Here is an 18,379-nt window from a genome sequence, read left to right as displayed (position 1 = left end):
GATCATGTAGCCGCGGGCTGAGCCGGCATGGCGCGTGGAGCCTGTTGCAACAGCAGCGGCGTGCGCCGCCCCAGCCGTAGCGCATTGCCGATCACCAGCAGCGAGCTTGCGGCCATGCCCAGGCCCGCCGCCCACGGCGGCATGTAGCCGGCCACCGCCAGCGGCACCGCCAGCGCGTTGTAGCCCGCCGCCCAAGCCAGGTTCTGGCGCACCACCCGCAACGTGGCGCGCGCCATCTCGACGGTGGCCACGATATCGGTCAAGCGTCCGCTTTGCACGACCATGTCGGCACGGGTCTGCGTCAGCGGCGCACCGTGGCCAAGCGCAAACGAGACGTCCGCCGCCGCCAGCACCGGGCCGTCGTTGAGGCCGTCGCCGACCATCGCCACGCGCCGCCCCTCAGCCTGCCAGCGGCGCAGCGTGGCAAGCTTGTCCTCGGGGCTGACGCCGGCGACGACGTGCTCGATGCCGAGCATACGGGCCACGCGCTGCGCGGCGCCGAGCCGGTCGCCCGACAGCAGCCGCACCTGCAGCCCAAGCGCGCGCAGCCGCTCGATCGCCTCGCGGGCCTCGGGGCGCACGCCCTCGTCGAGCACGAAGGTGGCCAGCCACCCTTGCTCGTCGCATAGATAAGCGCACGGCACGTCGGCCAGCGTGCGCCCGCTGGCCAGCAGGGTCGCTTCGTCGAGTCCGCAATGCGCCGCCGAACCCAGCCGCCACGTCTGGCCATCCGGCCCCTGCGCGGTCAAACCCCGGCCCGGGGTCTCGCGCACCTCCCACGCCGGGGCGTCGGGCCCTTTGCCGGCGGCGGCCACCAGCGCGCGCGACACCGGGTGCAGCGAGGCGCGCGCCAGCGGCCAGGCCGCCGCCAGCGCCTGCGCGCGCGTCACGCCGGGGCGCGTCAGCACGTCGCGCACCAGCACGCGGTCCTGCGTCAGCGTGCCGGTCTTGTCGAACACCACCGTGTCCACCGCGGCCAGCGCCTCGAACGCCTGCAACCGCCGCGTCAGGATGCCGCGGCGCGCCAGCGCGCCGGCGGCGGCCAGCATCGCCGCCGGCGTGGCCAGCGACAGCGCACACGGGCAAGTGACGATCAGCACCGCCACCGCCACCGCCAGCGCGCGGCTGGGGTCGAACTGCCACCAGTACAGTCCGGCCAGCCCCGCCGCCAGCAGCACCGCCACCAGGAACGGCGCAGCGATGCGGTCAGCCAGCCGCGCCAGGCGCGGCTTGTCGGTGCTGGCCTGCTCCATCAGCGCGACGATCTGCGCGAAGCGCGTCTGCCGCCCGACGCGCTGCAGCCGCACGCGCACCGTGCCGCCGAGGTTGTGGCTGCCGGCCACCACCATCTCGCCGCGGCGGCGCGTCACCGGGTGCGACTCGCCGGTCAGCAGCGCCTCGTCCACCGTGGCGGCCTCGGACAACACCTCACCGTCGCCCGGGAACGCCTGCCCGGCCTGCACGTGCACCACGTCGCCGGCCTGCAGGCGCTTGAGCGAGATCGCCTCCAGCGCGCCGTCGGCGCGCTCGCGCTGCACCACCTCCGGCAGGCGGTTCATCAGCGCGTCCAGGGCGCCGGCGGTGCGGTCGCGCAGCTTGTGCTCCAGGTAGCGCCCGCCGAGCAGGAAGAACACGAACATCGTCAGCGAGTCGTACCAGATGTCGTGCCCCCACGGCCCGGTGGGGTCGAAGGTGGCCAGCGTGCTGACGACGAAAGTGATCAGGATGCCCAGCGACACCGGTACGTCCATACCGATGCGGCCCTGGCGCAGGTCGCGCCAGGCGCTGCCGAAGAACGGCCCGCTGGCCAACAGCAGCACCGGCAGGCTCAGCACCCACGAGGCCCAGCGCAGCAGCTGCAGCAGGTCGGCCGGGATCTGGCCCGGCTCGGTGACGTACTCGGGCCACGTGTACATCATCACCTGCATCATGCAAAAGCCCGCCACGAACAGCCGCCACAGCGCGCGGCGCGTCTCGCGCGTGCGCTCACTGACCGCAAAAGCCTGCTGCATCGGCAGCAGCCGGTAGCCGACGCGGCCGACCGCCTCCGCGAGTTCCGACAGGCGCGTGCGCGCCGGATCCCAGCGCAGCGTCAGGCGCCGCGTGGCGGCGTGCACCTGCGCCTCCAGCACGCCGCCGCGGCCGGCCAGCGCCGCCTCCACCGTGTCGGCGCAGGCGGCACAATACATGCCCTGCACCACCAGCGTCGATTCGCAGACGGTGCGGCCGCCCTCCTCGCGCACTTCGGTGAAGTCGCGCTGCTCCAGCGGGTCGTCCAGCACGCGGAAGTCGTCGTGCACCTCCAGCGGGCCGCGGTGCCCGCTCCAGGGCGACCACGGCGCCGTTGAGGTGGACACCGCAACGGGTTGAGGATCGGCCATCGGTTCAGATTATCCCGCACCCCCTCCCTAGGGCTTGATGCGGGTCAAAAAGACCTGCTTGACGCACAGGTCGGCCCGGCGGGCTCAGACCCCGCCAAAGCATCCGCGCCAGCGCTCGCGCAGCACGTTCTTCTGCACCTTGCCCATGGCGTTGCGCGGCAAATCCTCCACCAGCGCGCAGTGCTTGGGGATTTTGTAGGCGGCCAAGCGCTGCCGCAACAGACCCAGCAAGGTCGCTGGATCCAGCGCGGCGCCGGGCTGCGGCACCACCAGCGCGACGCCGGCCTCACCCCAGTCCGGGTGCGGCACGCCAATGACCGCGCAGTCGGCCACGCCTGGCAGATCCAGAATAGCGCCCTCGACCTCGGCGGGATAGACGTTGTAGCCGCCGCTGATCAGCACGTCCTTGCTGCGCCCGACCAGCGTGAGATAGCCCCGTTCGTCAAGCATCCCGACGTCGCCCGTGCGAAACCAGCCGTCGGCGGTGAATTCGGCGCGGGTTTTTTCGGGCAAGCGCCAGTAGCCCGCAAACACGCTGGGGCCGCGCACTTGAACCCCGCCCACCTGGCCCGCAGGCAGCGGCCGGTCGGCCTCATCGGCGATGCGCAGCTCCACTCCCGGCAAAGGAAAACCCACCGTGCCGCCACGACGCTCGGATTGCCCGCCGTAGCGCGGATCCGGCTTGTAAGGGTTGGAGGTCAGCATCAGCGTTTCGCTCATGCCGTAACGCTCCAAGATGGTATGCCCGGTGCGCTGTTGCCAGGCGGTGAACGTGGGCAAGGTCAGCGGCGCGGAGCCACTGATGAACAACCGCATCCGCGCGCACACGGCTGGGTTAAGGCCCGGCTCGGCCAGCAAGCGGGTGTAGAGCGTTGGCACCCCCATGAACACGGTGGCGCGCGGCAGCCAGCGCAGCACGGCGGCGGGCTCAAACTTAGCCGCCCACAGCATCGGGCTGCCGCTGAGCAACGCGCCGTGCACCGCCACGAACAGCCCGTGCACGTGAAAGATCGGCAACACGTGGATCAAGACGTCGCCGGGCTGCCAGCCCCAGTAGTCGTGCAGCACGCGGGCGTTGGCCAGCAAGTTGGCGTGCGTCAGCATCGCGCCCTTGCTGCGCCCGGTGGTGCCGCTGGTGTAAATGATGCTGGCCAGCGCCTGCGGCCCCACCGCGACGGGCTCGTGCGCCTCGGCACGCTGGGCGGCGCGATCCAACAAGTTGCCGCTGCGGTCGGCTCCCAGCGTGTAAACCACGCGCACCCCGGCGACGAAAGCCAGCTGGCTGAGACGCCCAAACCGGCCTGGGGTGCACACCAGCACCGACGGCTTGGCGTCGTGCAAAAAGAACTCCACTTCGGCGTCGGTGTAAGCAAGGTTCAGCGGCACATAGACGAGCCCCGCGCGCAGCGCCGCCAGATACAGCATTAACGCCTCGACCGACTTGTCCACCTGGGCCATGACCCGCTCGCCAGGCTGCAGCCCGCGGCTGAGCAGCTCATGGGCCAGCATGGCGCTGCCGCGCTCCAGGTCGCGCCACGTGTAGCGCAGGCCGGTCTCGGTTTCGATGGCGGTGGCGTCGAGATCGGCGGGAAAGCCCGCGCGCAGCGCCGCGTAAAGGTTGGAGCACGTCTCAAGATTCATCGCCGCCACGGTTTTGGTCCGTCAAAAGCCCGGCTGGATCACAATGCAGCTGACCGCCGTCGCGCCCAGGCCCAAAGGGCCACGCCGGCCACGATCATCGGCAGGCTCAGCCACTGCCCCATGCTGAAGCCCAACGACAACAGCCCGAGATGGGCGTCGGGCTCGCGGAAATATTCGGCGGCAAAGCGCATCACGCCGTAGCCCACCAAAAACGCCGCCGAGACTTCGCCGGTTCGGCGCTGCCGGCGAGCGAACCACCACAACAACGCAAACAGCAGCAGACCCTCCAGCGCCATCTGATACAGCTGAGAGGGATGGCGCGGCTGCGGCCCAGCCGCCGGAAAGACCATCGCCCATGGCAGCTGCGGCGGCGCGGGGCGCCCCCACAGTTCGCCGTTGATGAAGTTGCCCAGCCGCCCCAGCGCCAGCCCGACCGGCACGCAAGGTGCCACAAAATCCATCACTTGCAGCCACGGGCGTTGCTGGCGTCGCGCCCACCACGCCATGGCCAGCAGCACGCCCAGCAGCCCGCCGTGAAAGCTCATGCCGCCTTCCCAGACGGCCACGATCCGCCAAGGCTCTGCCAGGTAGGTCATTGGCTTGTAAAACAGCACATAGCCCAGCCGACCGCCCAGGATGACGCCCAGCACGCCCCAGAACAGCATGTCCTCCACGTCGCGCGGCTGCCATCCCAGTGAGCGAAACGGCTCATGGCGCAGACGGCGGCGCGCCAGCCAAAGAAAAGCCGCAAAGCCGGCCAAATACATCAGGCCATACCAATGCACGGCCAGCGGGCCGATGCGCACCGCCACTGGATCGAAGCCGGGATGAATCAGCATGGGCGGATCCTAAACGATGGCCGGCCCGCCGCGCCGCCCCGAAGGCGGCTGCGCGGCTATGATGGCAGGTCTTCGATGCGAGCAACCTGACGCGTCTGCGACAAAACCCAACAGGAGTGCAGCCATGGACGCCCCAACGGAGGAACGGCGCCATTACCACCGCGTGCGAGCCGTGTTCGAGCAAGCGCTGGAGCTTTGCCGCCCGCTGCTGGACCCTGCCCAGGGCATCGCCGGGCATGCCCTCACCCACCAAGTGCCGCTGCGGGTGCGCGAACTCTACCCTGACCTGACGCAAGAGGAAGTGATGGTGTTGTCGGTGGCGCTGCAGGCGGCTTGGTCTCGTCCATCCCGTTCGCACTGAGCGCACCGTGGCGAGACGCGCAGCCGCACGGCCTCGCCCACGCCTCACACCGACAACCGGCTGACATCCCGCACCGCGCCACGATCAGCCGACGTGGCCAGCAGGGCGTAGGCCTGCAGCGCGGTGGAAACCTTGCGCGCCCGAGGACGAGCCGGCTTCCAGCCCAGCCGATCCTGCTCGGCGCGACGCCGCGCCAGCTCCTCATCGGACACCAACACATCGATTCGACGGTTGGGGATATCGATGCGAATGCGGTCCCCGTCGCGCACCAGGCCGATCGGCCCGCCCGCCGCAGCCTCCGGCGACACGTGACCGATCGAAAGCCCCGAGGTGCCGCCCGAGAAGCGCCCGTCGGTCAGCAGCGCACAGACTTTGCCCAGACCCTTGGACTTGAGATACGAAGTCGGGTAGAGCATTTCTTGCATGCCGGGGCCGCCGCGCGGGCCTTCGTAGCGCACCACCACCACCTCGCCGGGCTGAACGCGGTCGCCCAAGATGTGCTCGACCGCCTCTTCTTGCGATTCGACCACGTGCGCCACGCCCTCAAACACGAGGATGCTCTCATCCACGCCCGCGGTTTTGACCACGCAGCCGTCTGGGGCCAGGTTGCCGCGCAGCACCGCCAGCCCGCCGTCGCGCGAGTAAGCGTGGGCTACGGAGCGGATGCAACCCTGCGCGCGATCCAAATCAAGCGTGGGCCAGCGCGTGCTTTGACTGAACGGCTGCTGGGTTGGAATGCCCGCCGGGCCAGCGCGGTAGAACGTGCGCACATCCTCCGATTCGGTCACCATGACGTCCCAGCGCGCCAGCGCTTCGGCCAGCGTGGCGCTGTGCACGGTGCGCACGCCGGTGTGCAGCAGGCCGGCGCGCGCCAACTCGCCCAAAATAGCCATGATGCCGCCAGCGCGGTGTACATCTTCGATGTGATAAAGCGGGGTGTTGGGCGCGACCTTGCACAGCGTTGGCACCCGGCGCGACAAACGGTCGATGTCGGCCATGGTGAACGGCACACCGGCCTCCTGCGCCACGGCCAGCAAATGCAGAATCGTGTTGGTGGAGCCGCCCATCGCGATGTCCAGGGACATCGCGTTCTCAAACGCCTCGAAGCTGGCGATCGAGCGCGGCAACACCGAGGCGTCGTCCTGCTCGTAGTAGCGGCGCGCCAGCTCGACGATCAGCCGCCCGGCGCGACGGAACAGCTGCTCGCGGTCGGCGTGCGTGGCCAGCACCGTGCCGTTGCCCGGCAGCGACAGGCCCAGCGCCTCGGTCAGGCAGTTCATCGAGTTGGCGGTGAACATGCCGGAGCACGAGCCGCAGGTCGGGCAGGCCGAGCGCTCGACCTCCGCCACGGTGGCCTCGTCGACGTGCGGGTCGGCGGCCATCACCATCGCATCGACCAGGTCGAGCTTCTTGATCTGCACGGTCTGCTCGCCCGGCGCCGCCAGGCGCACCTTGCCGGCCTCCATCGGGCCGCCGGAAACGAACACGGTCGGGATGTTCAGGCGCATCGCCGCCATCAGCATGCCCGGCGTGATCTTGTCGCAGTTGGAGATGCACACCAGCGCGTCGGCGCAGTGCGCGTTGACCATGTACTCGACGCTGTCGGCGATCAGCTCGCGGCTGGGCAGCGAGTACAGCATGCCGTCGTGGCCCATCGCGATGCCGTCGTCCACGGCGATGGTGTTGAACTCCTTGGCCACGCCGCCGGCGGCCTCGATCTCGCGGCAGACGAGCTGGCCCAGATCCTTCAGGTGCACGTGGCCGGGCACGAACTGCGTGAACGAGTTGGCCACGGCGATGATGGGCTTGTCGAAGTCGCCATCCTTCATGCCGGTGGCGCGCCACAGGGCGCGCGCGCCGGCCATGTTGCGACCTTGCGTGGTGGTGCGGGAGCGGTAGGCGGGCATGGCAACTCTCTTGGCAGCGTGGTCAAGGGCGAACATCGGCGCGGGGGACGCCAGGCTCAGCCAACAGCGCCCGGATCCCCCGTTGCGTTGGATTGTGCCAGCACCCCAGCCCCGTGGATGGGTGCGCTTTATTTTCCTCGCGATCCGACGTCGGAGTCTGCGCGCAGCTGCGCCCGAGCTTTGGCCAGCCGCGCTTCGCGGCGCGCTTGATCCTTGCGCATCGCCTGACGCTGGGTGTAGCCCGACCAGTCGGCCCACCACCACCACAGCAGCGCCAGCCCAAACGGCGAAAGCACCCATGGCCAGCCGAGCTGCACCCAGCCGCCGGCTTTCAACGCCAACAGCAGCAAACCCAACATCAACATCGGCATGCGTCAACGCCCCCCTCTGGAAGCAGGCTGGACAGCCTGGCTGTATCGGTTGCAACAAGGTGTAAGCCGGCATTGTGCCGCGGAGACGGCTGGCTAGAATGCCGTCGTGGCCCTCACCCCCTCATAGCTTAGGAGGTTACGAACATGAAACGTGCTCTGCTGATCGTGGCAGCCGCCGCCGCCGTGGCTGGCCCCGCACTGGCCGACGAAGCGCTGGCCAAGGCAAAAAACTGCATGGCCTGCCACGCGGTGGACAAAAAGCTGGTTGGCCCCGCTTATAAGGACATCGCCAAGAAATACGCTGGCGACGCCAAGGCGGTGGACATGCTGGCGCACAAAATCCAAAAGGGCGGCGCTGGCGTTTGGGGCGCGGTGCCGATGCCGGCTAACCCCCAGGTCAACGACGCCGAGGCCAAGAAGCTGGCGGCCTGGGTGCTCAGCCTGAAATAATGGGTTGAAAAACCGCCCCGTCAAGCCAGGCGGCATCAAACCGAAGCTCATCCTCCCAAAACCAAGCCCCGCTGCGCGCGGGGCTTTTGTTTGACAAGCGAGCCGACGACCGAATCGAACCGCGCGGCGATCCGCCGCGGCAGCATGCCACTGAGGACTCAGTTGGTCTTGGCCAGTTGCTCCAAGATGGAGGGGTTTTCCAACGTGGAGATATCCTGGGTGATGGCTTCGCCCTTGGCAATCGCCCGCAGCAGGCGGCGCATGATCTTGCCGGAACGGGTCTTCGGCAAGTTTTCGCCAAAGCGGATGTCTTTCGGCTTGGCGATCGGGCCGATTTCCTTGGCCACCCAGGCGCGCAGCTCATCGGCGATTCGCTTGGCCTCCTCGCCCTGCGGCAGCGGGCGCTTCAGCACGACGAAGGCAACGATGGCCTCGCCGGTGACGTCATCCGGGCGCCCCACCACCGCCGCTTCGGCCACGAGGTCGGTTTTGGCCACCAGCGCCGACTCGATTTCCATCGTGCCCATGCGGTGGCCGCTGACGTTGAGCACGTCGTCGATGCGGCCGGTGATGCGAAAGTAGCCGCGGTCCTCGGAGCGCACGGCGCCGTCGCCGGCCAGGTAGTAGCCCTTGAGCTCCTCGGGGAAGTAGCTCTTCTTGAAACGCTGCGGATCGCCCCAGATGGTGCGGATCATCGACGGCCACGGCTTCTTGATGACCAGGATGCCGCCCTGGCCATGTGGCATGTCGTTGCCCTGCTCATCGACGATAGCGGCGAAGATGCCCGGCAGCGGCAGCGTGCACGAGCCCGGCACCAGCGGCGTGGCGCCCGGCAACGGCGTGATCATGTGGCCGCCGGTCTCGGTCTGCCAGAAGGTGTCCACAATCGGGCAGCGCTCACCGCCGACGTGCTTGTAGTACCACATCCACGCCTCGGGGTTGATCGGCTCGCCAACCGAACCCAAGATGCGCAGCGATGACAAATCCCAGTTGCGCGGGTGCACCTTGTCGTCGGTGTCGCTGGCCTTGATCAGCGATCGGATGGCGGTGGGCGCGGTGTAGAAGATGGTGGCCTTGTGGCGCTCGATCATCTGCCAGAAGCGCCCGGCGTTGGGGTAGGTCGGCACGCCCTCGAAGACGATCTGGGTGGCGCCGGCGGCCAGCGGCCCGTAGGCGACGTAGGTGTGGCCGGTGATCCAGCCGATGTCGGCGGTGCACCAGAAGACGTCGCTGTCCTTCAGGTCGAAGGTCCACAGCATGGTCTGCTTGGCCCACAGCAGGTAGCCGCCGGTGGAGTGCTGCACGCCCTTGGGCTTGCCGGTGGAGCCGGAGGTGTAGAGGATGAACAGCGGGTGCTCGGCGCCGACGATCTCCGGCGGGCAGTCCTCGCTTTGGCCGGCGACGACCTCGTGCAGCCACAGGTCGCGCCCGGCGACCATGTTGCAGGCGGTGGCGGTGCGCTGCCAGACGATGACGTGGCGCACGCTGTCGCAGCCGCCCAACGCCAGCGCCTCATCGACGATGCCCTTCAGCGGCAGCTCCTTGCCGCCGCGCATCTGGAAGTTGGCGGTGATCACAGCCACCGCGCCGGCGTCCTGGATACGCTCCTGCAACGCCTTGGCCGAAAAGCCCCCGAACACCACGCTGTGCGTGGCGCCGATGCGCGCGCACGCCTGCATCGCCACCACGCCCTCGATGCTCATCGGCATGTAGATGACGACGCGGTCGCCCTTGCCGACGCCCAGGCTTTTCAGCGCGTTGGCCATGCGCGCCACGCGCTGCAGCAGCTCGCGGTAGGTCACGCGCGTAACCTGGCCGTCATCGGTCTCATAAATGATGGCGGTCTTGTGCTCCACCGGCGTGCCGATGTGCCGGTCAAGGCAGTTGTAGGAGGCGTTGAGCTCGCCGTCAGCAAACCACCTGTAGAACGGTTTATTGGACTCGTCCAGCACCTGCGTGAACGGCTTGTGCCAGTGCAGCAGCTCGCGCGCGCGGCGCGCCCAGAACCCTTCAAAGTCGGCCTCGGCCTCGGCGCACAGGGCGCGGTAGGCATCCATGCCGCTGATGCGCGCCTGCGCGACCAGCTGCGGGTTGGGTTCGAAGACGCGGTTTTCCACCAACATCGATGCAATGGCGGCGCTCGGTTCGGCCATACTGTTCAATCTCCTCGGCTGGCAAAGCAAGACCCGACTCTGGATTCTGCGCGCGCACTGTGCCGCGCGCCGCTGACGGGGCCCTTACGCTGGGCGGACGGGGTGCGCGCAAACCCGCGACGGCAAGCTGCGCACTACAATCTTGTCGCTTACCTGACCATTGTGGCTTTCCTCAACCCAGAATGCAACCGGACGCCCATCTCAAACCGATTGCGCCGCTGCCGCGCCTGATTTTTGCCAGCCGTTGGCTGCAGCTGCCGCTCTACATCGGCCTGATCGTGGCCCAGATGGTGTATGTGTATCACTTCTGGGTCGAGTTGGTGCATTTGATCGAGGCCGCATTTGGTAATCAAAAGGCGCTGGACAAGCTGGTCAACAGCATCGGCTACGTTCCCAACGCCCCGCTGGAGGGGCTCAATGAAACCATCATCATGCTGGTGGTGTTGGCGCTCATCGACGTGGTGATGATCAGCAACCTGCTGATCATGGTCATCGTCGGCGGCTTTGAGACCTTCGTCAGCCGTCTGCGACTGGAGGGTCATCCCGACCAGCCTGAGTGGCTCAACCACGTCAACGCCGGCGTGCTAAAGGTCAAGCTCGCCACCGCCATCATCGGCATCAGCTCCATCCACTTGCTCAAGACGTTCATCAACGCCGCCAACTACACCGACAAGGTGCTGCTGTGGCAAACCGTGATTCATGCGGTTTTCTTACTCAGCGCGTTGGCGATTGCGTTGACCGAAAAGCTGATTCACCATCCGGGTGACGACGACGATCATCGTTAAAGTCGCTGCCCTGCCCGTCATAGCCCTGCCTAGCTTAGCCAGCGGTAGGATTTGGGCCGTCAAAGGTTACGAATTAGGAACGAATCATGACCGCCATACGCCAGGACGACCTCATCCAATCGATTGCCGACGCCTTTCAATTCATCAGTTACTACCACCCCGTGGATTACGTCCGGGCGCTGGGTCAAGCCTATGAGCGCGAGCAGAGCCCTGCCGCCAAGGATGCGATTGCGCAGATCCTGACCAACTCGCGCCTGAGCGCCGAGGGCCACCGCCCGATCTGCCAGGACACCGGCATCGCGGTGGTGTTCCTCAAGGTCGGCATGAACGTGACGTGGCCCGACGCCACCATGAGCCTGCAGCAGATGGTGGACGAGGGCGTGCGGCGCGCCTACACCCACCCGGACAACCCGCTGCGCGCCTCGGTGCTGGCCGACCCGGCCGGCACGCGCCGCAACACCCGCGACAACACCCCGGCGGTGCTGCACGTGGAAATCGTGCCCGGCGACAAGGTCGAGGTGATCTGCGCCGCCAAGGGCGGCGGCTCGGAGAACAAGACCAAGTTCGCGGCGCTGAACCCGTCGGACTCGATCGTGGACTGGGTGCTCAAGACCGTGCCGACGATGGGCGCGGGCTGGTGCCCGCCGGGCATCCTCGGCATCGGCATCGGCGGCACGCCGGAGAAGGCCATGCTGCTGGCCAAGGAAGCGCTGATGGCGCCGGTGGACATCCACGCGCTGATCGAGCGCCACCGCCGCGGCGAGCGCCTGACGCGCGTGGAGGAGCTGCGGCTGGAGCTCTACGAAAAGGTCAACGCGCTGGGCATCGGCGCGCAGGGGTTGGGGGGCCTGACCACCGTGGTGGACGTCAAGATCCTCGACTACCCCACGCACGCGGCCAGCCTGCCGGTGGCGATGATCCCGAACTGCGCCGCCACGCGCCACGTGCACTTCGAGCTGGACGGCAGCGGCCCGGCGCGGCTGGAGCCGCCGCGGCTGGAGGACTGGCCGGCGGTGACCTGGACGCCCGATACGCGCAGCGCGCGCCGCGTCAACCTCGACACGCTCACGCGCGAGGAAGTGGCAAGCTGGAAGGTGGGCGACAAGCTGCTGCTCAACGGCCGGATGCTGACCGGACGCGACGCCGCGCACAAGCGCATCGCCGACCTGCTGGCGCGCGGCGAGAAGCTTCCGGTGGACTTCACCAACCGCGTCATCTACTACGTCGGCCCGGTGGACCCGGTGCGCGACGAGGTGGTCGGCCCCGCCGGCCCCACCACCGCCACGCGCATGGACAAGTTCACGCGCATGATGCTGGAGAAGACCGGCCTGATCGCCATGATCGGCAAGAGCGAGCGCGGCCCGGTGGCGATCGAGGCGATTCGCGACCACCGCAGCGCCTATCTGATGGCGGTCGGCGGCGCCGCCTACCTGGTGGCCAAGGCGATCAAAGCCGCGCGCGTGGTGGCCTTCGAGGACCTCGGCATGGAGGCGATCTACGAGTTCGAGGTGCGCGACATGCCGGTGACGGTGGCGGTGGACGCCAACGGCACCAGCGTGCACGAAAGCGGCCCGGCTGAGTGGCGCCAGCGCATCGCCCGCGGCGAGTTCAAGGGCATCGCCATCAGCGTCGCCTGACGTTCCTCGGCTCCGCGACCCGCAGGGCCGGCCGCGCCGGGCGCCCCAGCCAGCGGCATCGCCGACTGCCCGCGCCAGGTCGCGTCAGTGCAGATGACGCGGCTTGCGCGGGCCGCCATGCCCCCCGCGGGGTGGCTTGCCCAGCTGCAGCGAATTGACCATGGCATCGAAACGATTGGCAAACAAGCGGTCAATCGCTTCGATGACGCCGCCCAACTCCGAGGCGTCGAAGTGCCGCTCCATGAGCTCCACCACATCGCGCACCAGCATGTCGCGCTGCACCTGCATGATGGCCGCCGGCGTCGGGCCTACAAAACACATCAAAAAGTCATCGCGTGCCTGCGCCTCGGGGCTAGCCTCCTCCTCATCGTATTCGAGGTCGTAGAACGACACCTCGATCGCCGCGCCCATGGCCGAAATTTCATTGAGGCCCATGCAGGCTTCTTCGATCGCCAAGCGAAAATCCTCGTCGCCTTCGATCGTCCAGCACATCTGCAACAAGTGGGCCTTGGGGTCGAAGCGGATGCCGGGCTCTTCCTCGTAGTTGCTCGCCGCCGCATCCACCAGCGAGCGGGCGCCAACATACTGCCACAGCGGGCGCAGCGCCTCCTGGATCTGCGGAAAGTCCACGTCGTCGCGCAGCGGCACGTCGCCGTGCACATGGATCTCAAAAGGCGGATTGTCTTGGCTCATGCTCGCCACCGTTTGGGGGTCAAAGAGCCCATTTTAAGGCTGCCGCCTCGTCACCCCGGCGTCTGCAGGGCTGGCCCCCTCGCGGGCCCTCTCTTGGGCGAAGCCGACCCGCATACCCCGCATACAATTCCAAAAAGCTTGCGCGGGTGTGATGGAATCGGTAGACATACAGGACTTAAAATCCTGGGGCGTTAAGCCGTGCGGGTTCAAGTCCCGCCACCCGCACCAAGCTGCCCCTCTCTTCATTGGGCAAGCGGTGGTTTCAATCCGCTGCGACCGCAGTCACTCGGGCGCAACTCGAAAGCAGCTGCCTGTGGACACCATCGGATCGCAGCTGATCTCCGCCTTCTGAATCGCCTGAATCGTTGGCGCGTGCTGGCGAAATCACCTTCTGAAATTTGCCGGATTACCCAGCCCTCATGACAAGGCGGCCTTTGTCGCATGACGGAGGTCTTCATGCAGGCTCACATCCATCCTCCCTACCGACCTTGATCGAGGCCCTGCTAACCGACACCTCCAACTAGTGGCAGCCCCGAACCAGCCCAAATCGGATCGGTCTGCAGGTCGTCGAGCACATCCCAGACCCTGTGGTCGAGGTTGGCGCGTGGGTGTCCCTGGCGTCGGGAGACCTCGGACTTGAAGTTGGTGTAGCTCAGCTCCTGGACCATGCGGGCCATCGCCGCGGCGACCTCGGCGCGCGGCGCCACCGCCCGGTAGCGGTAATCGGTGCCGCGGCCTTCCCGGATCGGCCCGAGGCCAAGCAAGTAATGCTACTTGAGAGCCGCCAGATCGCCACGCATGCGCGCGCGAACGGTCAGGGTGTCGTGGGTGCGGTCGCTGGGTTTCTGGACGATGCTGAAGAAGCCGATCGGGGTGATGAGCCCCATGGTGCATCTCCTTGTAACAGCCCTGTAAGGGCTTCATTGCGCTTTCTCGCGTTCCTCGATCCCCAGAATGACCTGCACCGCGTAGCGGATGTAAGGCGCCATCTCCCGCGCCCGCTCCGGATCCTGGTCGGCGCGCGGGTAGTGCATGCAGGCGCTCAAGATGACCGACTGCAGCATCAGGAACAGCACCGCAAACGGGGCGCCGTCAACCTGCGGGCCAAGGCGCGGCCACCACTCGCGCAGGTCAGCGCGCAGCTTGCCGCCCAGCCCGCCGTCGTGGTAGCCTTTCCCGGCCACACCTACGCGGCCGGAGCGGACGACCCGCCTCTTGCCAAAACTGGCTACATCGTGGCTACACGGATCGGAACGGGCGAACTTTGGATGCCGCTGATGTGATGTAAATTGTTGATTTCGCTGGTAGGGCGTGCAGGACTCGAACCTGCGACCAAGGGATTATGAGTCCCCTGCTCTAACCGACTGAGCTAACGCCCCGACCCAAAGCGGGATTGTAGGGCGGGCCGCTCGTTGCCTTCCTGCTTGTCGATGGCGCGGGAGCCCCGCTGCCAATTCCAGCGAAAGTGGATCGGCGCTCAGAGCCTTGCGTCACTCCCCGCGCGTCTGGCTCAGTGCGTTGCCGACCAGCTTGGCGGTGATGTCGACGATCTGGATCATGCGCTCGTAGGGCATGCGCTGCGGGCCGATGACCCCGAGCGTGCCGACCACCTCGCCATCCACCTCGAACGGGGCGCTGACCACCGACAGCTCTTCGAACGGCACCGCTTGGCTTTCGCCGCCGATGAAGATGCGCACGCCGTCGGCCTGGCTGGAGATGTCCAGCAGCCGCATCACTTGCGTCTTTTCCTCGAACAGGTCAAACAGCCGGCGTAGGTGGTCCATGTTGCGCGCAAAGTCATCCACTTCCAGCAAATTACGCTCGCCGGCAATGACGACGTCGTCCTGCTGCGCGGCCTCAGAGCTGGCCTCCACCGCCTTGACCATCAGCCCGGCGATTTCGCCGCGCAGCGCATCAACCTCGCCGCGCAACCGCTCGCGCACCGCATCCAGCGTCAGCCCGGCATAGTGGGCGTTGAGGTAGTTGGCCGCAGTCTGCAGCTGCTCCTGCGTGAACTCGGTGGCGGGGTGCAGGATGCGGTTCTGCACTTCCCCTTCGGGGGTGACGAGGATGACCAGCACGCGCCGCTCCGAAAGGCGCAGGAACTCGATGTGGCGAAATACCACGGGCCGCCGCGGCACGCGCACCACGCCGACGAAGTGCGACAGCTGCGACAGCAGCTGCGCCGCCTGGCTGAGAACTTGACTCGGCTGGTCGGCCACCAAAGCCTGCGCGCCCGGCAGCACCTCCGGCGGCAGGTCGGCGCGGCGCACCGTCAGCATCGTGTCGACGAAGTAGCGGTAGCCGCGCGCGGTGGGCACCCGCCCCGCCGAGGTGTGCGGGCTGGTCACCAGGCCCAGCTCCTCCAGGTCGCTCATCACGTTGCGGATCGTGGCCGGCGACAGATCCAGCCCCGCCGCCTTGGACAGCGTGCGCGAGCCGACCGGCTGCCCTTCAGCGATGTAGCGTTCCACCAACGCCTTCAGCAACAGTTTCGAGCGCTCGTCCAGCATCATGGCAGGATCAAGAGAACATGTTGTAATTTGAGCATGAATCGACGCGCTGCGCATCCCGCCGACCGAGCCGCCGCCGTGGCCGGCGCGCTGTGCTTCGAGCGCGTAGCGCTGGTGGGCAAACCCAACGCCGCCGGCAGCGGCGCGACGCTGGCGCGCGTGGTGGACTTCCTGCACGCGCAGGGCTGCGAGGTGACGCTGGAGCACGACACCGCGCAGCACGTCGGCGCGCTGGGCGACCGCGTGGCCGACGTGGCCGGCATCGGCGCGCACTGCCAGCTCGCGCTGGTGGTCGGCGGCGACGGCACGATGCTGGGCATCGGGCGGCGGCTGGCGCCGTGGGGCGTGCCGCTGATTGGCATCAACCAGGGGCGGCTCGGCTTCATCACCGACATTCCGTTCGACGGCTTCGAGGCGGTGCTGCGCCCGATGCTGTGCGGCGCCTACCTGGAGGAGCGCCGCGCGCTGCTGCAGGCCGGGGTCTGGCGCGACGGGCACTGCGAGTTCGACACCATCGCGATGAACGACGTCGTCGTCAACCGCGGCGGCGCGCCGAGCATGGTGGAGCTGCGCGTGGAGGTGGACGGCCACTTCGTCGCCAACATGCGCGCCGACGGGCTGATCATCGCCTCGCCGACCGGCTCCACCGCCTACGCGCTGTCGGCTGGGGGGCCGCTGCTGCACCCGGCCATCGACGGCTGGGTGATGGTGCCGATCGCGCCGCACACGCTGTCGAACCGGCCGGTGGTGCTGCCGGCCAGCAGCACCATCGCCATCGAGGTGGTGGCCGCGCGCGACCCCAGCGCCCACTTCGACATGCAGACCTTCACCAGCCTGCTGGAGGGCGACCGCATCGTCGTGCGCCGCTCGCAGCACGTGCTGCGGCTGCTGCATCCGCTCGGCTGGAACTACTTCGACACGCTGCGCGGCAAGCTGCACTGGAACGAGGGCGTGGTGGCATGATCGGGCCCCGAGGAGGAGACGGCAAACCATGGGCTGGCTGCGGCTGACGATCCGCGACTTCGTCATCGTCGAGCGGCTGGAGCTGGAACTCAACAGCGGCTTCACCGCGCTGACCGGCGAGACCGGCGCCGGCAAGTCCATCCTGATCGACGCGCTGCAGCTGCTGCTGGGCGGGCGCGCCGACGGCGCGCTGGTGCGCGAGGGCGCGGCGCGCGCCGAGGTGGCCGGCGAATTCGACGCCCCGCCCGCAGTGCGCGCGTGGCTGGCCGAGCAGGGCTTCGAGCCGGCCGGCGACGGCGAGCCGCTGCTGCTGCGCCGGGTGGTCGATGCGCAGGGCCGCAGCCGCGCCTGGATCGACGGCAGCCCGGCCACCGCCACGCAGCTGCGTACGCTGGGCGACTGGCTGGTGGACATCCACGGGCAGCACGCCTGGCAGAGCCTGATGAGGCCCGACGCGGTGCGCGCGCTGCTGGATGGCTACGGCCGCATCGACACCGCCGCGCTGCGCGCCGCCTGGGACGACTGGCGCGCGGCCGAAGCGGCGCTGGAACAGGCGCGCCAGCACCAGAGCCGCGCGCAGCAGGAGCGCGAGCGCCTGCAGTGGCAGATCGACGAGGTGGCGCGCCTCAACCCCGGCGACGACGAGTGGGACGAGCTCAACCGCCAGCACGCGCGGCTGGCGCACGCGCAGGCGCTGCTGGATGCCGCGCACGAGGCGCTGGAGGCGCTCGACGGCCGCGAGCTCAGCGCCCACCGGCTGCTGGCGCAGGCCATCGCCGCGCTGCAGGCGCAGGCGCACATCGAGCCGCGCTACGGCGAGCTGGCCGCGGTGCTGCAGGCGGCGCAGGCGCAGGTGGACGACGCCTGCCGCGACCTGCAGCATCTGGCCCACCACACCGAGCTCGACCCCGACACGCTGGCCACGCTCGACGAGCGGCTCGGCCGCTGGATCACGTTGGCGCGACGCCATCGCTGTCCGCCGCAGGAACTGCCGGCGCGCCTGAAGGCGTGGCGCGCGCAGCTGCAGGCGCTTGAAGCCGTCGCCGACCTCGACGCGCTGGCCGCGCGCGCCGCGCAGGCGCGCCAGCGCTACCTGGAGGCGGCGCGCTCCGTCTCGGCGCAGCGCGCGCCGGCGGCGCAGCGCCTCGGCGAGGCGGTCAGCGCCCTGCTGCCATCGCTCGGCATGGAAGGCGGCCGCTTCGAGGTGGGGCTGGAGCCGCTCGCTGAGCCCGCCGCGCACGGGCTGGAGCGCGTCGAGCTGCGGGTGGCCGGGCACGCCGGGGCCACGCCGCGCCCGGTGGCCAAGGTCGCCTCCGGCGGCGAGCTGTCGCGGCTGGCGCTGGCGATCGCGGTCGTCACCAGCGCCCTGGGCGAGGCGCCGACGCTGATCTTCGACGAGATCGACAGCGGCATCGGCGGGCGCGTGGCGCACACCGTTGGGCGGCTGCTGCGCGAGCTCGGCGCGCAGCGCCAGGTGCTGGCCGTCACGCACCTGCCGCAGGTGGCGGCGTGCGCGCACCACCACCTGCGCGTGGCCAAGGCCGCGCGCGGCGGCGGCGCCGTCAGCGAAGTCACACCGCTGGATGCGCCGGCGCGCGTACACGAGATCGCGCGCATGCTGGGCGGCGGCGACTCCGCCGCGGCGCTGGCGCACGCGCGCGAGTTGCTGCAGGCCTGACCATCGC

The 18,379-nt window shown here is 68.4% G+C and carries 16 protein-coding genes and 2 tRNA genes; 7 read left to right on the top strand and 11 right to left on the bottom strand.

The features are described 5' to 3' along the window. Nucleotides 1-2: 2 nt before the first annotated feature. The 3 genes from Talka_RS08865 to lgt all read right to left on the bottom strand — a co-directional run bounded on the left by Talka_RS08865 (nt 3) and on the right by lgt (nt 4,861). Nucleotides 3-2,381, bottom strand: coding sequence for a heavy metal translocating P-type ATPase (locus Talka_RS08865; RefSeq protein ID WP_143890790.1), 2,379 nt, complete (start codon nt 2,379-2,381; stop codon nt 3-5). Between the two features lie 84 nt (nt 2,382-2,465). Then, nucleotides 2,466-4,022 (bottom strand): malonate--CoA ligase, encoded by a 1,557-nt coding sequence (locus Talka_RS08860; RefSeq protein WP_143890788.1) that lies wholly within the window; start codon nt 4,020-4,022, stop codon nt 2,466-2,468. Nucleotides 4,023-4,060: 38 nt separating this feature from the next. Further along, a complete protein-coding gene (lgt, locus tag Talka_RS08855; RefSeq protein WP_143890786.1) occupies nt 4,061-4,861 on the bottom strand; it encodes a prolipoprotein diacylglyceryl transferase in 801 nt (266 codons plus the stop codon). A 124-nt stretch (nt 4,862-4,985) separates the two neighbouring features. Here lgt and Talka_RS08850 point away from each other — a divergent pair, with 124 nt between their 5' ends. After that, a complete protein-coding gene (locus Talka_RS08850) occupies nt 4,986-5,222 on the top strand; it encodes a hypothetical protein (RefSeq protein ID WP_143890784.1) in 237 nt (78 codons plus the stop codon). Between the two features lie 44 nt (nt 5,223-5,266). Here Talka_RS08850 and ilvD read toward each other — a convergent pair whose 3' ends face one another. Next, the gene (gene ilvD, locus Talka_RS08845; protein ID WP_143890782.1) at nt 5,267-7,129 is read right to left on the bottom strand and encodes a dihydroxy-acid dehydratase; all 1,863 of its coding nucleotides are present in this window, start codon (nt 7,127-7,129) and stop codon (nt 5,267-5,269) included. A 128-nt stretch (nt 7,130-7,257) separates the two neighbouring features. Continuing rightward, nucleotides 7,258-7,500, bottom strand: a complete 243-nt coding sequence (locus tag Talka_RS08840) for a TIGR04438 family Trp-rich protein (protein WP_143890780.1) — start codon at nt 7,498-7,500, stop codon at nt 7,258-7,260. 144 nt (nt 7,501-7,644) lie between these two features. Here Talka_RS08840 and Talka_RS08835 point away from each other — a divergent pair, with 144 nt between their 5' ends. Next, nucleotides 7,645-7,950, top strand: coding sequence for a c-type cytochrome (locus Talka_RS08835; protein ID WP_143890778.1), 306 nt, complete (start codon nt 7,645-7,647; stop codon nt 7,948-7,950). 158 nt (nt 7,951-8,108) lie between these two features. Here Talka_RS08835 and acs read toward each other — a convergent pair whose 3' ends face one another. Next, nucleotides 8,109-10,103 carry an acetate--CoA ligase gene (gene acs, locus Talka_RS08830; RefSeq protein WP_143890776.1) on the bottom strand — a complete coding sequence of 665 codons (1,995 nt, stop codon included), beginning with the start codon at nt 10,101-10,103 and terminating at the stop codon, nt 8,109-8,111. Between the two features lie 182 nt (nt 10,104-10,285). Here acs and Talka_RS08825 point away from each other — a divergent pair, with 182 nt between their 5' ends. Both Talka_RS08825 and Talka_RS08820 read left to right on the top strand, forming a co-directional pair. After that, on the top strand, nt 10,286-10,888 hold the full coding sequence (locus Talka_RS08825; protein WP_143890774.1) for a TIGR00645 family protein: 603 nt from the start codon (nt 10,286-10,288) through the stop codon (nt 10,886-10,888). Nucleotides 10,889-10,974: 86 nt separating this feature from the next. After that, nucleotides 10,975-12,525 (top strand): fumarate hydratase, encoded by a 1,551-nt coding sequence (locus Talka_RS08820; RefSeq protein ID WP_143890772.1) that lies wholly within the window; start codon nt 10,975-10,977, stop codon nt 12,523-12,525. 84 nt (nt 12,526-12,609) lie between these two features. Here the strand turns inward: Talka_RS08820 and Talka_RS08815 are convergent, their stop codons facing one another. After that, nucleotides 12,610-13,218: a DUF6806 family protein gene (locus Talka_RS08815; protein WP_143890770.1), complete on the bottom strand. Its 609-nt coding sequence runs from the start codon at nt 13,216-13,218 to the stop codon at nt 12,610-12,612. A 142-nt stretch (nt 13,219-13,360) separates the two neighbouring features. On the opposite strand from Talka_RS08815, the gene Talka_RS08810 reads away from it, so the two are divergent. Beyond that, nucleotides 13,361-13,446 (top strand) — tRNA-Leu (locus Talka_RS08810). A 275-nt stretch (nt 13,447-13,721) separates the two neighbouring features. Here Talka_RS08810 and Talka_RS08805 read toward each other — a convergent pair. From Talka_RS08805 to hrcA, 4 genes are all read right to left on the bottom strand, one after another. After that, a complete protein-coding gene (locus Talka_RS08805; protein ID WP_143890768.1) occupies nt 13,722-13,982 on the bottom strand; it encodes a hypothetical protein in 261 nt (86 codons plus the stop codon). A gap of 156 nt (nt 13,983-14,138) precedes the next feature. Continuing rightward, nucleotides 14,139-14,402, bottom strand: a complete 264-nt coding sequence (locus Talka_RS08800; RefSeq protein ID WP_143890766.1) for a hypothetical protein — start codon at nt 14,400-14,402, stop codon at nt 14,139-14,141. A 118-nt stretch (nt 14,403-14,520) separates the two neighbouring features. Further along, nucleotides 14,521-14,597, bottom strand: a tRNA-Ile gene (locus Talka_RS08795). Nucleotides 14,598-14,708: 111 nt separating this feature from the next. Further along, nucleotides 14,709-15,731: a heat-inducible transcriptional repressor HrcA gene (gene hrcA / locus Talka_RS08790; protein WP_143890940.1), complete on the bottom strand. Its 1,023-nt coding sequence runs from the start codon at nt 15,729-15,731 to the stop codon at nt 14,709-14,711. Nucleotides 15,732-15,767: 36 nt separating this feature from the next. On the opposite strand from hrcA, the gene Talka_RS08785 reads away from it, so the two are divergent. Together Talka_RS08785 and recN are read left to right on the top strand one after the other, a co-directional pair. Beyond that, nucleotides 15,768-16,694 (top strand): NAD kinase, encoded by a 927-nt coding sequence (locus Talka_RS08785; RefSeq protein ID WP_143890764.1) that lies wholly within the window; start codon nt 15,768-15,770, stop codon nt 16,692-16,694. 28 nt (nt 16,695-16,722) lie between these two features. Next, entirely contained in the window at nt 16,723-18,372 is a 1,650-nt protein-coding gene (recN, locus tag Talka_RS08780) for a DNA repair protein RecN (protein WP_143890762.1), read from the top strand. Nucleotides 18,373-18,379: the final 7 nt, after the last annotated feature.

This window comes from Tepidimonas alkaliphilus, assembly GCF_007556595.1.
GTDB classification, from domain to species: domain Bacteria; phylum Pseudomonadota; class Gammaproteobacteria; order Burkholderiales; family Burkholderiaceae_C; genus Tepidimonas; species Tepidimonas alkaliphila.
This window is presented reverse-complemented; position numbering and strand designations above follow the sequence as displayed.

Coding starts and splice junctions, on each gene's coding strand:
- Talka_RS08865 (WP_143890790.1), bottom strand. CDS start 2,381: ATGGCCGATCCTCAACCCGTTGCGGTGTCCACCTCAACGGCGCCGTGG.
- Talka_RS08860 (WP_143890788.1), bottom strand. CDS start 4,022: ATGAATCTTGAGACGTGCTCCAACCTTTACGCGGCGCTGCGCGCGGGC.
- lgt (WP_143890786.1), bottom strand. CDS start 4,861: ATGCTGATTCATCCCGGCTTCGATCCAGTGGCGGTGCGCATCGGCCCG.
- Talka_RS08850 (WP_143890784.1), top strand. CDS start 4,986: ATGGACGCCCCAACGGAGGAACGGCGCCATTACCACCGCGTGCGAGCC.
- ilvD (WP_143890782.1), bottom strand. CDS start 7,129: ATGCCCGCCTACCGCTCCCGCACCACCACGCAAGGTCGCAACATGGCC.
- Talka_RS08840 (WP_143890780.1), bottom strand. CDS start 7,500: ATGCCGATGTTGATGTTGGGTTTGCTGCTGTTGGCGTTGAAAGCCGGC.
- Talka_RS08835 (WP_143890778.1), top strand. CDS start 7,645: ATGAAACGTGCTCTGCTGATCGTGGCAGCCGCCGCCGCCGTGGCTGGC.
- acs (WP_143890776.1), bottom strand. CDS start 10,103: ATGGCCGAACCGAGCGCCGCCATTGCATCGATGTTGGTGGAAAACCGC.
- Talka_RS08825 (WP_143890774.1), top strand. CDS start 10,286: ATGCAACCGGACGCCCATCTCAAACCGATTGCGCCGCTGCCGCGCCTG.
- Talka_RS08820 (WP_143890772.1), top strand. CDS start 10,975: ATGACCGCCATACGCCAGGACGACCTCATCCAATCGATTGCCGACGCC.
- Talka_RS08815 (WP_143890770.1), bottom strand. CDS start 13,218: ATGAGCCAAGACAATCCGCCTTTTGAGATCCATGTGCACGGCGACGTG.
- hrcA (WP_143890940.1), bottom strand. CDS start 15,731: ATGCTGGACGAGCGCTCGAAACTGTTGCTGAAGGCGTTGGTGGAACGC.
- Talka_RS08785 (WP_143890764.1), top strand. CDS start 15,768: ATGAATCGACGCGCTGCGCATCCCGCCGACCGAGCCGCCGCCGTGGCC.
- recN (WP_143890762.1), top strand. CDS start 16,723: ATGGGCTGGCTGCGGCTGACGATCCGCGACTTCGTCATCGTCGAGCGG.